The sequence below is a fragment of the Corallococcus macrosporus DSM 14697 genome (genome assembly GCF_002305895.1).
Lineage (GTDB): Bacteria > Myxococcota > Myxococcia > Myxococcales > Myxococcaceae > Myxococcus > Myxococcus macrosporus.
This window is the reverse complement of record NZ_CP022203.1, coordinates 1,053,517-1,068,928: the sequence shown is the minus strand read 5'-3', so window position 1 is coordinate 1,068,928 and position 15,412 is coordinate 1,053,517. Positions and strand designations below refer to the sequence as shown.

Below are 15,412 nucleotides of genomic sequence, written 5' to 3'. Positions count from 1 at the left end.
CCTGACGGCTACCCGATTCAACTACGGCGCCGCGGTGATGACGTTCGCCGCGCCCGGGGTGACGGTCGTGGTGAAGGTGAAGTCATCGACGTTCACATCCGTGTCGGTCGAGTCCGCGTCCCGGCACAGCGAGCCCTGCGCGGTGTTGCTGTCCGCCAGGTCCTTCGTGTCCGCGCTCCCCTCACGCAGGTCGAACTTCGTCTCCGTCCCTTCGATGGAGGCGTCCACCACGTGCCCCTCGTAGGAGAGGGAGTCAATCAGCGCATCCGTGGCTTCGTCGTACAGGGCCACGCCGTCCGGAGCACCGTTCTGGATGAAGTCGGTCGTCCCCCGCTGCAGCGTGTGCACACCGGCACGCCCCGCGAGCGGCTCAACGACGGTGGCAGGGCCCACGACCAGGTACTCCCGAGGCCCCAGGACGCCCCCGTTGACCTCCGCCAGGGCAATCTTCTGGTAGCTGGTCATGTTGTTGCCATTGACGAACACCAGGAACACGCTGCTCAGCGACGCGGGCGTGGAGGAGTTGTTGTAGATCTCCACGAACTCCACCGAGTCACCCGCGCCGACCATGTCGTAGTCCACCTCGTTGATGACGAGCCCGCCCTCCGCCGCCAGGATGACGGACACCTGAGCGGTCCGAACCTCGCCGCCGAAGCTCGCCGTGAGGAGCGCCTCGGCAGGGCTCGAGACCTCGTCGGCCGTGAAGGTGAAGGTCGCCGTCGTCGAATCCCGGGCCACCCGGACCGTGGCCGGAATGGACCCGACACCCGTCGCGGGCTCCAGGGTCAGCGCCACATCCGTCTCATCCGTCTGCGCCGGACGGTCCAGGGTCACCGTGAAGGTGAAGGTCCGGCCCGTCAGCACCGCCGCGGAGGACGGAGACAGCGAGCTCAGCGCGGGCGGCGGCGGGAGCACCGTGAGCGCGGTGGTCCGGGTGACACCGTACAGCATGGCGTACACCGTGCCCGTGCCCTCACCCTGCGCGTCCGCCGTGAAGGTGAAGGTCGCCTCCGTGGCGCCCGCCGGAATCGTGGCCGAGGCCGGCACCGTGCCGTAGTTCGTCACGCCGGCCTCCGGCACCACCACCAGCTCCACGGCCGTGTCCTGCGGCGCCGGACGGTCCACCGTGACAGTGAACGTCTGCGTCCCACCCGCCGGAATCGTCACCGCCGAGGACGGCGACAGCGCCGTCAGGCGCGGCGCGCTCTGGTCCAGCGTCACGGTGGCGCTCGCGCTGGTCGCCCCGAGGCTCGCCGTCACCGTGCCGGGCTCGGTGGCCGTGGCCGCCGCGTCCGCGATGAAGGAGAACACCGCCTCCGTGGCGTTCTCCGCCACGGTGAGCGTGCCGCTCTCCGGAACGAAGGCGCCGAAGCCCGTCGCCGGGTTCATGCTCAGCGCCACGGTGGCGTTCGCGGGAGCCGGACGGTCGAGCTGCACGGTGAAGACCACCTCGCCACCGGGCACCATCGTCACGTCGGCCGGGGTGATGCCCATGATTTCGGGCTGCTCATCGGCACCGAGCACCCGGATGGTGGCCGTCTGCGTGGAGCCCGCCAGGTCCGCCGTCAGCGTCACGCTCTGCGCGGGCGCCCCAGGCACCACCTGCACCGTCGCGGACGTCTGCCCCGCGGGGATGGTGATGCGGCCGTCCGGCACGCTCAGCGCGTCCGGGTTGGAGGAGGTGATGGTGACGTCGAGCGCCTCCGCGTACGCGGAGGACAGCGACAGCGTCAGCGCCTGCGGGAACGTGTTCACCGGCCCCGAGCCACCCATGCGCGCGTAGCCATCCGGACCGAAGCCCGTCAGCGACGGCGGCGGCAGCGGCATGTCCGCCTGGAAGCGCGGCACCAGCTTGGAGTCGTTGAAGTTGTACGTCAGCACGCCGCGCAGCGCGCCGAAGCGCGTGCCGATGGACGGCACCGGGAAGGCGTAGGCCTGGTCGTCAATCATCAGGCCCGGCTGGCCGGCATCACCCGCCTCGTTCACCAGGAACTGGCCGAACTCGTCCACCGCCGTGTTGACCGCCACGTCGCGGACCTCCACGAGCACGCCCTCCAGCGCGGAGGCGCGCAGGCCACCGGTGCGGATGTCTTCCGTCGTCACCACCACCGGCGCGGGCACCTCGTTGCCGGAGCTGCGCTTGACGTACTTGACCTCGGTCAGCTCGGGCAGGCCGAAGTAGAGCACCAGCACGCCCGTGTTGATGTCGATACGATCACCCACCGCCAGGTCACCCTTGGGCGCGTACACGTAGAGACCGGAGTTGTCCACGCTCGTGCCCGAGGGCAGCGGATACGTCTGCACCCAGTAGCCCAGGGAGCTCGCGCCACCCTTCACCACGCCGGTGACGACGACGTCGGGGATGGACACCGGCTTGCCCAGGAGCGGCAGGCTGCCGTCCACGGGCGTCTTCAGCGCGTGGATGGTCGCGGGGCAGCCCAGGTCGCCCGGGTTCGGGACGTCGGCGCACGCGTCACACGTATCACCCTTGCCGTCGCCATCCGCGTCCGCCTGGTCCGGGTTGGCCACGAACGGGCAGTTGTCCAGCCACGTCGCGATGCCGTCGTGGTCGTCGTCGCCCACGGTGAACGTCGTGCAGGCCTCCCCCGCCTCCAGCGGGCAGGAGTCGCACGCGTCGCCAATCCCATCCGCATCCGAGTCCGCCTGCTTGCCATTGTCCATGGGGCGGACGGGGTTGAAGATGGCGGGGCAGTTGTCGATGGTGTCCACCACGCCGTCGCCGTCCTTGTCCGCGTCACGAATCTCACCCGTGTAGCTGGTGGAGCTGTTCACGACGGCCGGCCAGCGCGAGTCCAGCGAGGCGCGGCGGGGCGAGCACGTCGGCTCGTTCTCCGGCGTACCGCACGCGAACAGCGGGTACTTGTGCGTGGCGCCCGAGGTCAGCGCCTCCAGGTTCTTGCCAATCTCGGACTGGAGGCACACTTCCTTCGAGGCGCCGCACACGTCCAGCGTGTCGCAGGTGTCCTCGCCACGGAGCCCGGCCATCAGCGCCTGGTCACCGTAGAGCGCCTTGCCGCCGCGCATCGTGAGCACCACGTGCTCGGGGTTCGCGGTGATGACCGCGCGGTGCGGCGAGTTGGCGAAGGCGCGGAGCTGGAAGATGGCCAGGTCGGCCACCTTGCCCTCGGCGATGCGGCCCGTCTTCTCGAACGTGTCCACCAGGTCGGACGCGTTCGACGTCACCATGCGCCACAGGTCCTGGTCACTGAAGGTCCGCGCGTAGTGCGTGCTGTTGAGGTAGTCCGCGCACTGCAGCTCGCGCAGCAGGTTCATGGAGCCGGAGCGCAGCCAGTCGGTGCCCAGCGCGATGGTGACGCCCTGATTCTTGTAGGCCGACACCATGGCCGTGTCGCCGTACAGCGAGATGTTCGAGCGCGGCGACCAGATGAGGCCGGTGCCGTTCTGCGCCATCAGGTGGATTTCCTTCGCCGTCAGGCCGATGCCGTGGATGACGGCGGTGCGCGGCTGCATCACGTTGTTCGTGCCCGTGGACAGGCAGATGAACTCGTTGTGCGCCGCCGCGGAGATGCCCTCGGAGACGTGCGGCAGGTACGCGGCCGAGCGCGGCAGCGAATCCGAGTTCGGCAGCGAGCCGTAGCCACAGCCCGAGGCAATCATGTTGCCGTTGGTGTCCCCCAACGGGAAGGTGTCGGAGTCCACCACGCCCTCGCCCAGGCCCTCCTGGAGCGCGGTGTTGTTCACGTCCACGTTGCGCAGCAGACCGGCCTGGCCGCCCGCGCCCGCCAGGGTGGTGGCGCCGGCCATCATCTGCCGCAGCTCGCCCCAGCGGACGTTGTCGGCGGCGCTGGCCGCCGGGCTGTTGATGCGCGTGTGGCCGTTGCGGCCGGTGCGCCACTCGTGGCGGTGCTCGTAGCGCTCCTCGGTGCCGACGTACGGCTCCATCGGATACGTGATGTGCTCGTGCGGGTTCACCAGGCCCGGGGAGATGACACCACCGGGGCAGGACACCTGCGTGGCCTCGGCGGCGCCCGCCGCGGCGGAGCAGTCACAGGCGGCGCACTGGATGATGCCCTGCGCGTCCACCAGCACCTGGCCGCCCACCAGCGTCTCGCCGTCCTTCAGCACCACGCCCGTGAAGAGGCGCGCCGCGGAGCCGGCCTGCGTCACCGCGCAGGTGGCGCCGTCGGGGAGCGCGGGCGCGTTCGCCGCGGGGCACTGGGTCAGCGTCGTCGTGCAGTTCGCCTGACAGCCATCACCGTCCTCGGTGTTGCCGTCGTCACAGATTTCGTCGCCTTCCAGCTTGCCGTTGCCACATACCGGGGCCGGCGCGGGCGTCGACGTACAGTCGCTCTCGCAGCCGTCGCCGTTGGTCCGGTTGCCGTCGTCACACTGCTCGCCCTGCTCGACGACGTTGTTGCCGCAGACCGCCTGCGGGTTGCAGTCCGCTCCCTCACAACCGGGCTCATCGCCGCCACATCCGGCATGGAAGAGGAGGACCGCGCCTAGCGCGGCGAGTAATAGACGTGGGGACATTCGCATCTCGTGGGTCTCCCGGCCGAGCCGGCCGGAGGGAAGGTGACAGGTCCTTGGCACGCGAAGAGCGTACCCCTTGAAACATTTCAGCGACACCTGACCGCTCAGGTCCAGTTCCCGAGCGTTCCGCACGCGCGAGTGTGCCGTGGAGTACGCCGCCCGCCTCACCTCAAGTACGGGGCGTTCAATGCCTACCTGTCGGCCTGGCCCGCACCCCGCGCCTGACGCACCGCGAGGGCCCTGCGCGCGGGCGCCGCACGCGCTACAAGCCGCTGCACGCTTCAACATCACCGGGAGTCCGCACCGTGGACGTCGCCGTCCTCACCTATGACGCATTGCCTCAACTCGACGCGTACGACGCGTCGCTGCTGCCCGCGCTCGCGGCCCTGGGCGTGGATGCGCGCCCCGTCGTCTGGGATGACCCGGCCGTGGACTGGAAGGCGGTGCGGCTGGCCCTGGTGCGCAACACCTGGGACAGCCACCTGCGCCGCGACGCCTTCGTCGCCTGGGCGGACAAGGTGGGCCGCCTCACGCAGCTCCACAATCCCGCGCCCGTGCTGCGCTGGAACACGCACAAGCACTACCTGCACGAACTGGAGCAGAAGGGCGTCCGCGTGACGCCCACCACCTGGGTGAGCCGGGGCGACACGCTGGATGTGGGCGAGCTGGCGGGCAAGCAGGGCTGGGACGCGGTGGTGCTCAAGCCCGCCGTGTCCGCGGGCGCGCTCAAGACGCACGTCTTCCCCCGCGCGGAGGCGCACGCCGCCACCGCCCGGCTGGCCGAGCTGACCCGCGAGGGCGACATCATGGTGCAGCCCTACCTCACCGCCTTCGAAACGGAGGGCGAGCGTAGCTACGTCTTCTTCGACGGCGTCTTCAGCCACGCGGTGCGTCGGCCCCCCACGCTGCTGGACGCGCCGCGCGGCTTCTCCGAGCCCGTGGCCTTCACGCCCGACGACGCGGCCGAGCTGCGGCTGGCGGAGTCCGTGCTGGAGGCGGTGGGGCGGCCCCTGCTCTACGCGCGCGTGGACGTGGCCACCGACAACGCGGGCCGCTCACGCCTCCAGGAGCTGGAGGCCACCGAGCCGCGCCTGTTCCTGTCGCTGGACGCGGGGGCCGCGGACCGGCTGGCCCGCGCCATCGCCGCGAAGCTGTGAGGCCCCGGCTACAGGCCGCACACCGCCGGGTCCGCGTTGCGGAAGCTGCACAGCAGCTTCGGCAGGCGCCGCTTCCAGAAGAACCAGTCGTGCTCGGCGCCGGGCTCGTTCCAGTGGGCCACGCTGTAGCCGCGGCCGCGCAGCGCCTCCACGAACTGGAGGTTGGACTGGCAGTCGTCGCCGCCCTCCTCCCCGTCCCGCGTGCAGCCCGCCACGGGCGAGCCATGGTCCACGTAGAAGCGCACCGGCACCACCGGCTCCTGGCCCGCGCGGACCACCATGGCGTTGCCGTCGTCGCGGTCCACCTCGCCGTCGTGCGGCCAGAACAGCGTGCCGGACTGGGTGCCCACGAAGCCGAACGTCTCCGGCATCTGGAAGCCCGCGTAGACGGACATGAGGCCGCCCAGGGACGCGCCGGCGATGCCCGTCTCCCGCGGCCCCGTCTTCACCCGCCAGGCCGCCTCCACGCGCGGCATCAGGTCGTCGCGGATGAAGGCCAGGTAGTCATCCCCGCGCGGCGTGGGCCACTCCGGCGCCCGGGCGGGCGGGAAGGTGTACTGCGCCAGGCGCACGGCCTGGTCCGGCAGCGCGATGAAGACGAGCACCGCGGCGTCCCGCGGCCGCGCCGCGTAGTGTGAATCCGCCGCCTCCGCGAAGGACTCGCGCGTCAGGCTCTCGTTGCCGTCGTGGAGGTACATCACCGGCAGGGCCGGGCACTCCGGCCCGTCATACGCCGCCGGCGTGTAGACGAAGACGTCACGCGCGTCGCCCAGCGCCGTGGCGGGCACGCCGTACCACGCGGTGAGGCGGCCCTTCGCGGCGTCCTGGAGCCCGGGGTAGACGAGCGAGTTGAACTGCCCCACGTCGTAGCGGTTGAGGTTGTCCCACGCCACGTGACGCGCGCCCGGGTCGGCGACGAACTCGCCGCCCTTCACCAGCTTGTACGGCTGCGGCCCGGTGCGCGGCACCTCCACCTCCGCCACGTACAGGTCCGTGTCCCGCACCTGCACCAGCGGCGTGGCCGTGGCGGACCAGCCGTTGAAGTCACCGGCGATGAAGGTGTCCCGGCCGGCCTCGCCCCGCACGAAGAAGGCCACGCGGGGCCGGCCCGCCTGGGCGTCACTCACCAGGGGCCTGCCGCCCTGCGCCTCCACCTGCGCCACGAAGCGGTCGATGGCCTCCGTGCGCTGCCGGGGCGACGTGGCGCGGCTCATCTCCAACTGCAGCCCGGTCAGCAGCGACAGGGGCGCGTTGTGCACCGTCGTGGAGCGCTGGCAGGCCCAGGGCTCCTGCGTCCCCGCGTCCGGGCGCGTGCCGGCGTCCGGGTACGTCTCCGTGTGGGGAGGCGGCGACGCGGGAGGCGGCGTGGAGTCGTCGTCACAGGCCGCCAGCACGGCGGCGACGCAGAACACGGCAGCGAGCAGACGGCGCATCGAATCTTCCAGGAGGCGGGGGGTTGCCTCGCCAGGGCAGGGAACCTGCGACAGGAGGCGCGCGCGGGTGTACTACAGGGGTCGGCACAGGCGCGAGTGGGGCCCTCCCACCCCGCATCTGGCCATTCGTGGACACCCGTGTTCCCTTCCGTGCGCCTTGTCGGGCCACGGCGGCGGAGGAAGGTTATTCAACCCGCATGGCTCGCGCTCTGCTGCTCTCGCTGCTCGTGCGGCAGCACATGGCTCTCAAGGAGAAGTTTCGCGCCAAGTACCCACACCCGTGGCTGGTGTGGGAGGCGGGCGCGTGGAATGTCCCCGAAGTCGTGGAGGGCAACATCGCCGCCACGCGGCTGCCGCTGACGGACCTGCGGGACTGCCTGCCCGCCGGAGACGCCCTGTGCTTCGAGCTGGTGGGGCAGACGGACGGCGGCCCGCTGCGGCTGGGCCGTGCTTCGAACAACGCGCTGGTCGTCAATGACGCCACCGTGTCCCGCGAACAGCTCCACCTGGCCCCCACCCTGGAGGGCCGCTGGGAGGTGACGCGCGCGGCAGCGTCCCGTCCGGTGACGCTGGGCGGCGCGGCGCTGGAGCCGGAGCACCCCACCGTGCTCCAGCCCGGCGTCCAGCTCCTCGTGGGCGACGTGCGCCTCACCTTCCACGAGGCGGAGGACTTCAACGAGCGCATTGGCCGCATCGCCGCGCAGGTGCTGGCGCAGACGGCGGCGCCACGCTGAGCCCGCACGGCCCCGCCTCCCGGGCGGGGCCACCTACGGCGTGACGGCGCGCGCCCGGCTCTTCTTGCCCGACGCGCGCTGCGTCCCCGCCGCCGGGGGCTGCCGGGGCGACGGCAGCGCCTTCACCAGCGGCACCTCCAGCTCCGCGTGCGTGTCCAGGTCCACCATCCGCTCCAGCGGGGCATACCCGGCCAGCTCCACGCGCAGCTTCAGCGGCGCGCCCTCTCCGGCCACCTGCTTCACCAGCGGCGTCACCCCCAGCAGCTCGCCCGTGTCCAGGCGCAGCACCTGCGCCCCCTCCGGGAAGGAGCGCACGGTGAGCGTGACGGGCGGATGGCGCTGGGGCGTCGCGGTGGCCGCGCCCACGGGCGGAGCCGGGGCCTCGGCGGGCGCCGCCCCCTGGGCCACCGCGGGCGCGGGCTCCGGCCGCATGCCGGACCAGGTCACCACCGCGGCCACCACCACCAGCGCCGCGGTGCCCACCGACAGCACGGCCCGGCGGTGCCAACGCCCCGTCACCGGCACCCGCTGCGTGGGCCGCTCGGAGGCCTCCAGCGCCACGTCCGCGGGCGTCAGCGCCTCCGCGGACGCGGGCAACAGCAGGAGCGCCGTCGTCACCTCCGCCAGGCTCTGCGGCCGGGCCTCGGGCTCCTTCGACAGGCAGCGCATCACCAGCGCCGCGAGCTGCGGCGGCACGGCCTCGCCCGACGGCAGGTGCGAGGGCAGCGGCGGCGGCGGCTGGGTGATGATCTGCACCACCAGGTGGCCGAAGGCCGGCGCCTGGAAGGGCGGCTTGCCGGCGATGAGCTCGTACAGGACGTTGCCCACCGCGTAGATGTCCGAGCGCGCGTCCACCGGCAGGCCCGCGGCCTGCTCCGGCGCCATGTACGCGGGCGTCCCGATGATGGTGCCGTCCACCGTCCCGGTGGTGCCCCCCTCGGCGGTGAGCAGCTTCGCCACGCCGAAGTCCAGCACCTTCACGAAGTCCGGCTGGCCCGCCCGGTGGATGACGAAGAGGTTGTCCGGCTTCACGTCGCGGTGCACCACGCCCACCTGGTGGGCCGCGCCGAGCGCCGCGCACACCTGCACCACGAAGCGCTGGATGCGCGCCAGCGTCAGCGGCTCCGCCTGCGCCAGCGCGCTCAGGCTCTGGCCCCGCAGCAGCTCCATCACGCAGTAGACGTGCCCGCCCGTCGCGCTCTCGTCGACGAAGTCGAAAATCTCCACGATGTGCTCGTGGTTGATTTGATTGACGGTGCGCGCCTCCTGGAAGAAGCGCTGCACGAAGCCGCCGTCCCGAGCGTGCTCCGGCCGCAGCACCTTGAGCGCCACCTGGCGCCCCAGCCGCGTGTGCCGCGCCTGGAACACCCGGCCCATGGAGCCCTCCCCGAGGAGCTGCTCCAACTGGTAGTTCCCCAGCGTGGAGCCCTCCTGGAGCCCGTCATTGGCGCTGGGCCCCGCGTCACTCATGGGGGCCTCGGCACGGGACGGCACGGTCTGCATGAAGGCGTCATCGGAGCCCATGGTGAGAAGAAATTTCCACGTCCCAGGCAAACAGCAACCCTGGATCAACACTCTGTCTTCCCATGTACGCCACCCAGCCTCGGAGAGTGCGGGATGGCGGACAGTGGTGCACGGAGCGCATGGCCATCATTCGCAGAGCGAGTTGCTCCGACACGTGCCGGCGGCGCCATCCGGCCGCGTGCACGGCTGGTCGTTGCAGTCCTCCAGGTCCCGGCAGTCGGAGAAGCCGTCCCCGTCGTCGTCCTCGCCGTTGGCGCAGTCCCGCTCCTGACGGCGCTCGCAGACGCCATTCACACAGTCCTGGAGGAAGGTGCAATCGTTGTTGCACGCGCCGCAGTGGCCCGGGTCCGTCTGCAGGTCGAAGTCCTCGTCCGCCGCCCCGTCGCAGTCGTCATCCAGGCCGTTGCAGCTCTCAATGGCCGGCAGGACCTGCCCCACGCACGCGGTGCTGTTATCCTGGGTGCAGACAGACTCACCCGCCTGACAGAGCCCCACGTCGCGCGTGCCCTCCGGGCCCGTGTAGCAAGGGGTGTCCAGGTCATCGACCAGGCCGTCGCAGTCGTCATCCACGTTGTTGCAGACTTCCGCAGGGTCCGGCAGGCAGCAGTAGCGCGGCCCGTCGTCGGGAAGGGCCGTGCAGACGTAGCCGTCGCCGCCACAGTCCACGGTCTCCGTGCACGTGTAGGGCACGTCGTCCGGGAACTCCACCCGACAGCCCGCCGCGCTGGCGACGAGCAACAGGCCACACCCCAGGCGCAGCCGGGCTTCCAAGGTCTTCATCATCTCTAGAAACTCCCGCCGACCATGAGGTGCAGGGACGTGGAGGCGCCGCCGCCCGTCCCCGGCGACAGCGACGTGGGCGCGCCGCGCGCGGGCACCAGCACCAGCCACGCCACGCTGCCCGCGGTCACCGCGCCGCCGCCCACCAGCAGCGCCGTGGCCAGGTTCGCCTGCGACTGCGCGTCCAGCCGCTCCTGGCGGGTGACGTCGAACACGCCGTCCCCGTCCGCGTCGCCCGCGCGCTTCTCCACGTCCTTGGCGGACAGGCCCATCACCACGCCCGCGCCCACCGCGGCCAGTCCCAGCAGCGCGGTGTAGAGCGCGGGCCGCTTGAACAGCGACTTGCCCGGTCCCTTCCGGGAGGAGGCCACGCCGGCCACGTCTTCATCGGGCGGCCCCTCCGGCGCCGGACCGGAGATCTCCAACATCACCTCCACCGTCTCCCGCGCGCCCGGCTGGAGGTCCAGCGTGCGCGTGCGCGTGCCGTACTCGTCCGCGGACACCTCCACCACCACCTTGCCGGGCATCTGCCGCACCTCCACGCTGCCCACGCCGATGATGCGCTCGCCCACCTTCACGACGGCTTGCGGCACGTTGACGTTCACCGTCAGCATCGCGCGCGGCCGGGCCAGCGCCGTCAGCCGCCTGGACAGCATCGCGGCGGCCTCGTTCATGAAGTCCTCGTCGCCCGGGTTGCGCCCCGTCACGGCGTCCTCGTGCACCGCGCGGCGGTCCCGGTCATAGGTCCACGTCCGCAGCGTCCAGCCCGCGTCCTCCAGCGACAGGCGCGCGGTGGTCAGCAGGTCCGCGTCCAGCAGCTCCGCGGGCTCGGCGAAGCACGCGGCCTCCGCGCAGCGCACCGCCGCGTCGTGCCCCTCCGCCAGCCGCTCCTGCGTCTCATGCAGGTCCGACGCCTGCGCCACCACGGCGGTGGCCAGCGCCCCGCGCGCCAGCGCCTCCAGCCAGGCCGGAGCCTGCTGCGCGCCCGCGCGCTCCGTGGCGTACAAGCCCACCAGCGCGAAGCGTGGCAGCAGGTCCGCGTCCGGATTGCTGGGACGCAGGTCCAACCCCATGCCCATCCCCGGCTGCTCAGCGGGGGCATCCGAGGTGAGGTCCAGGCCCAGTCCACCCTGTTCCTGGGCCCACGAGGGAGCGGCCAGCAGCGCGAGCGCCAGCAGGGCAGTGACGGGAGCAACGGAAATACGCATGTCCCCACTTGTATCGCGACGCTCCGCGCAACGGAATGAGGCGCCCCAGACGCCCCCTCTCCCGGAAAAACCCGTCAGCGGCGCGGGGCCTGGCTGCCTGCCCTGCGCGCGGCGAGCGCGCGGCTCGTCTGGGGAAGCTTGCCTTGGCCCGAAAGGGTCCGCATCTCCCACTCTATAGCGCAAGGAGACGCACGACATGGCGAATGGGACGCTCTGGATTCTGGTGGGGAACGCGAGCCGGGCCCGCCTCTTCGCGACGGACGCGAAGGCGGAGGAGGACTGGCGGCTGGTGGAGGAGTTCCGCCACGAGGAGAGCCGGGCCCATCAAGGCGAGCTGCTCAGGCAGGCGGACAACCCCAACGCTGGCACCCTGCACGGTCCCCCCGTGGAGAATGAGCCGGATGGGCGCAAGGAACTTGAGCACGACCGCTTCGCCCGCGAGCTCTCCGCGTACCTGGACCAGGGGCACGACCGTCATGACTTCGACAAGCTGGTCATCGCGGCCCCGCCAGAGTTCCTCGGGAGGATCCGCCGCATGCTGAGCACCCGGGTGCGTCAGCGGGTGCTGCTGGATGTGGGCTCGGACTACTCCAACGTCCCGGCCAAGGAGCTTCCCGACCGGGTGCCCCTTATCTAGGCGAGCAGGCGCGGGAGGGCCCTGGAGCCCCGGGGCTCTGATATAGGACGGGGGCCGACCCTTCCGGGAGGCCCCCGCACGCCCCTTGCCGCGCCACATGGCTCTTTCTCTTCCTGGAACCAAGTCCCTCCGTGGACGCCTGACGCTCTACGCCACCCTGCTGTCGGTCATCCCGCTGCTGACGCTGACCTGGCTCCAGGCCCGCAGCGCGCGGCAGGTGATGGAAGAGCAGATTCGCGCATCGCTGCTGAGCGAGGCCGAGGGCGTGAAGGACCTGCTCGAGTCCACGCTGGCCGAACGGGAGGCCAGCGCCCGCGGCTGGGCCGAGGACCCCGCCGTCCGCGCCGCGCTGCGCGGGGATGCCGCACCAGCGGACGCCATGCTGGGCGTGCTCCAGAGCCGCTACCTCACCCTCAACGGCATCGTCGTCTTCGACGACACGGGCCTCGCCGTCTCCGCCAACACCCCGGCCCTGCGCGATGAATACCTGAACCGGCGGGACGAGGTCCGGCGCAGCCCCTGGTTCACGGAGGCGCAGCAGGGGCGCACCTCCAGCGAGGGCATCACCGACGAGCACCCCATCTTCACCGGCCGCGTGCTGTCGCTGGCCTTCCCGGTGCTGGACCCCGTCTCCAAGCACCGGATGGGCGTGCTGCTGGCGGCCTTCGACTGGGCGCACGTGGACCAACTGGTGCAGCCGGCGCTGGCCCGCGCCCACCAGCGCGCGCTGAAGAGCTTCTCGCTCACCCTCCAGCGGCCGGACGGCGCCGTGCTGTACGACTCGCGCGGGGAGCGCGCCACCGCGGAGGACGCGCGGCTGGCCGTCACGGCCGTCAACGGCGCGGACGTGCGCGACGTGGCGGATGGCTGGCACTTCGTGGCGCGGGTGGACCCGGTGGAGGCCTACGCCCCGGTGGAGCGCGTCCGCCGGGTGGCGCTGCTGATGGCCGTGGGCTTCATCGTGCTGGCCGTCGTGGGCGCGTGGCTGCTGTCGCACCGCATCTCCGGCCCGGTGCTGGCCCTGCGCGCGGCGGTGACGCGGCTGGTGAGCGAGGGCGACCTCACGCAGACGCTGGACGTGAAGGCCGGCAACGACGAGGTGGGCGAGCTGGCCGGCGCCTTCGGCCTGCTGGTGTTCCAGCTCCGCGAGACGGCGCAGAGCCTGCACACCGGCACGCGCGTGCTCAGCGAGACGGTGGCGGAGCTGCAGACGGCGTCGGCGCAGCAGGAGCGCAACGTGGCCCGCCAGGCCGCCGCCCTCCAGCAGACGCAGGTGACGGCGCAGGAAATCAAGCAGACCTCGCTGCTGGCCTCGGAGAAGGCGGAGGACGTGCTCAAGCGCGCCTCCGCGGCCGAGGAGGTGGGCCGCGCGGGCGAGGGCGCCATCCGCGACAGCCTGGGCGGCTTCTCCGAAATCCTGTCGCAGGCCGAGCAGATGACGGAGCGCATCGCCCAGCTCAACGAGCGCACCCAGCAGATTGGCGGGATTACCCAGACGGTGAAGGACCTGGCGGACCAGTCCAACATGCTGGCGCTCAACGCCGCCATCGAGTCCGTCCGCTCCGGCGAACACGGCAAGGGCTTTGGCGTGGTGGCCCGCGAGATTCGCAGCCTCGCGGACCAGTCCATCCAGGCCACCGACCGGGTGCGCGAAATCCTGGGTGATTTGAGCGGCGCCATCCTCTCCACCGCGAAGATGACGGAGACGGGCTACACCCACATGGAGGCCGGCCTGGAGCAGGTGCGGGGCACCGGCGAGCGGCTGAAGGAGCTGGCCGCCATCATCCAGGACAACGCCACCGCGGTGCGGCAGATTGCCGGCGCGGTGAACCAGCAGAACGCGGGCATCACCCAGATTTTCAGCGCCGTCACGGACCTGTCCTCCATGATGAACGACACCCAGGAGAGCCTGACGGCCACCACCCGGGCGGCGAAGCTGCTCCAGGACGTGTCCGAGCAGATGCAGGACGTGGCCCGCGCCTACCGCATTTGAAGGAGCATCCATGGCGAAGGTGAAGGCAGTGCTGCTGGACCTGGGCAACGTCCTCGTCTTCCACGACAACGCCCTGCTCTTCTCCCGGCTGGGCGCCCACGCCGGCCTGGAGGCGGCGGAGGTGGCCCGGCGCCTGACGGGCGCGGGGTGGACGGACGCCAACCGCGGCATCCTGGGCGCGGAGGGCATCCGCCAGGACGTCTGCCGCGCGCTGGACGTGGACCTGCCCATGGAGACCTTCGCGCCGCTGTGGAGCAGCCACTTCACGCTGCATGACGCGGTGCTGCCGCGCGTCGAGTCGCTGGCGGGGCGGGTGCGCCTGGGGCTGGTGTCCAACACCAACGCGCTGCACGTGGCCTACCTGCGCCCGCTGCTGCCGGTGCTCCAGCGCTTCGACAGCGTGGTGATGAGCTGCGAGGTGGGGCACGTGAAGCCGGAGCCGGCCATCTTCCGGCTCGCGCTCACGGGCGTGGGCTGCGCGCCGGAGGAGGCCGTCTTCTTCGACGACCTGCCCGAGTTCGTCCAGGCCGCCGAGGCCGTTGGCATCCTGGGCCGGCTCTTCACGACCGCCGACGCGTTCGACGCGCAGCTCAAGGCCCTGGGCCTATGAAGCTGGGCGGCTACGTCCTGCACCGGAACAACCAGGACACGCTGGAGCCCTGTCTGCGCGGGCTGCTGGCCCTCTGTGATGACGTGGTGGCGCTGGACTCCGGGGCCACGGACGGCTCGGCGGAGCTGGCGCGCTCCCTGGGCGCGCGCTCCGTGCCCCACGCGTGGCGGGGCTACGGCGCCGCGCGCGACGCGGCGGTGCGGGCCCTGGCGCCGTGTGACTACGTCTTCTTCCTCGACTCGGACGAGCACCTGGGCCCCGAGGCGGTGGAGGCGCTGCGCGCGTGGAAGGCCTCCTCCCCCACCGAGGCCGTGTACCGGCTGCCCCGCCGCGACTGGGCCGAGCTGGGCGCGCGCCGCTTCCGCTACCGCACGCAGTGGCGGGCCCGGCTGGTGCGCCGGGACAAGGCCGTGTGGCGGCCGGAGCAGATTGTCCACGAGGCCTTGCCGAAGATGGCGGGCGGGCGCGTCCACGCCTTCATCGAGCACCGCTTCGCCACGTCGGTGGAGAACCGCGCGGTGAAGGAGGACCGCTACGCCCTGCTGTGGGCCCTGCGCGCGCACGCCGAGCAGCGGCGCCTCAAGCCCGTGGGCGTGCAGCGCGTGGCGTCCTGGGTGCGCGACTGCATGTTGAAGGGCGCGCTGTGGCGAGGCGGCGCGGGGGCCTCGCGGCTGGCGTGGGCCGTGGCGGGCTACCACGCCACGAAGTACGCGTACCTGCGCGAGCTGCAACAGGGCCGCTATCCGGAGCTGACGCGCATCTACGCGGAGGGCCGCTACGACGAGCTGTTCGCGCGCGTCCGCGACGGCGCGCTCGGCTGA

General features: G+C 71.7%; 11 protein-coding genes. 6 read left to right on the top strand and 5 right to left on the bottom strand.

What is annotated here, in order from left to right; translation table 11 throughout:
* Nucleotides 1–21 precede the first annotated feature (21 nt).
* Nucleotides 22–4,521 carry a lamin tail domain-containing protein gene (locus MYMAC_RS04575; RefSeq protein WP_239989353.1) on the bottom strand — a complete coding sequence of 1,500 codons (4,500 nt, stop codon included), beginning with the start codon at nt 4,519–4,521 and terminating at the stop codon, nt 22–24.
* Nucleotides 4,522–4,820: 299 nt separating this feature from the next.
* On the opposite strand from MYMAC_RS04575, the gene MYMAC_RS04570 reads away from it, so the two are divergent.
* On the top strand, nt 4,821–5,672 hold the full coding sequence (locus MYMAC_RS04570; RefSeq protein WP_204817388.1) for an ATP-grasp domain-containing protein: 852 nt from the start codon (nt 4,821–4,823) through the stop codon (nt 5,670–5,672).
* A gap of 8 nt (nt 5,673–5,680) precedes the next feature.
* Here MYMAC_RS04570 and MYMAC_RS04565 read toward each other — a convergent pair whose 3' ends face one another.
* Nucleotides 5,681–7,105, bottom strand: a complete 1,425-nt coding sequence (locus MYMAC_RS04565; RefSeq protein ID WP_095957188.1) for an alpha/beta hydrolase — start codon at nt 7,103–7,105, stop codon at nt 5,681–5,683.
* 197 nt (nt 7,106–7,302) lie between these two features.
* On the opposite strand from MYMAC_RS04565, the gene MYMAC_RS04560 reads away from it, so the two are divergent.
* The gene (locus MYMAC_RS04560; RefSeq protein WP_013935952.1) at nt 7,303–7,839 is read left to right on the top strand and encodes an FHA domain-containing protein; all 537 of its coding nucleotides are present in this window, start codon (nt 7,303–7,305) and stop codon (nt 7,837–7,839) included.
* A gap of 33 nt (nt 7,840–7,872) precedes the next feature.
* On the opposite strand, the gene MYMAC_RS04555 is transcribed toward MYMAC_RS04560, so the two are convergent.
* From MYMAC_RS04555 to MYMAC_RS04545, 3 genes are all read right to left on the bottom strand, one after another.
* Nucleotides 7,873–9,363 carry a serine/threonine-protein kinase gene (locus MYMAC_RS04555; RefSeq protein ID WP_095957187.1) on the bottom strand — a complete coding sequence of 497 codons (1,491 nt, stop codon included), beginning with the start codon at nt 9,361–9,363 and terminating at the stop codon, nt 7,873–7,875.
* A gap of 126 nt (nt 9,364–9,489) precedes the next feature.
* A complete protein-coding gene (locus MYMAC_RS04550; protein WP_095957186.1) occupies nt 9,490–10,146 on the bottom strand; it encodes a hypothetical protein in 657 nt (218 codons plus the stop codon).
* 2 nt (nt 10,147–10,148) lie between these two features.
* Nucleotides 10,149–11,351, bottom strand: coding sequence for a hypothetical protein (locus tag MYMAC_RS04545; RefSeq protein WP_095957185.1), 1,203 nt, complete (start codon nt 11,349–11,351; stop codon nt 10,149–10,151).
* A 196-nt stretch (nt 11,352–11,547) separates the two neighbouring features.
* Here MYMAC_RS04545 and MYMAC_RS04540 point away from each other — a divergent pair, with 196 nt between their 5' ends.
* The 4 genes from MYMAC_RS04540 to MYMAC_RS04525 all read left to right on the top strand — a co-directional run bounded on the left by MYMAC_RS04540 (nt 11,548) and on the right by MYMAC_RS04525 (nt 15,412).
* Complete coding sequence (locus MYMAC_RS04540) at nt 11,548–11,988, top strand: host attachment protein (RefSeq protein ID WP_095957184.1); 441 nt, start codon at nt 11,548–11,550, stop codon at nt 11,986–11,988.
* A 97-nt stretch (nt 11,989–12,085) separates the two neighbouring features.
* The gene (locus MYMAC_RS04535) at nt 12,086–13,981 is read left to right on the top strand and encodes a methyl-accepting chemotaxis protein (protein ID WP_095957183.1); all 1,896 of its coding nucleotides are present in this window, start codon (nt 12,086–12,088) and stop codon (nt 13,979–13,981) included.
* Between the two features lie 10 nt (nt 13,982–13,991).
* Entirely contained in the window at nt 13,992–14,591 is a 600-nt protein-coding gene (locus MYMAC_RS04530) for an HAD family hydrolase (protein WP_095957182.1), read from the top strand.
* On the top strand, nt 14,588–15,412 hold the full coding sequence (locus MYMAC_RS04525) for a glycosyltransferase family 2 protein (RefSeq protein WP_095957181.1): 825 nt from the start codon (nt 14,588–14,590) through the stop codon (nt 15,410–15,412). The genes MYMAC_RS04530 and MYMAC_RS04525 overlap by 4 nt, the downstream gene beginning before the upstream one ends.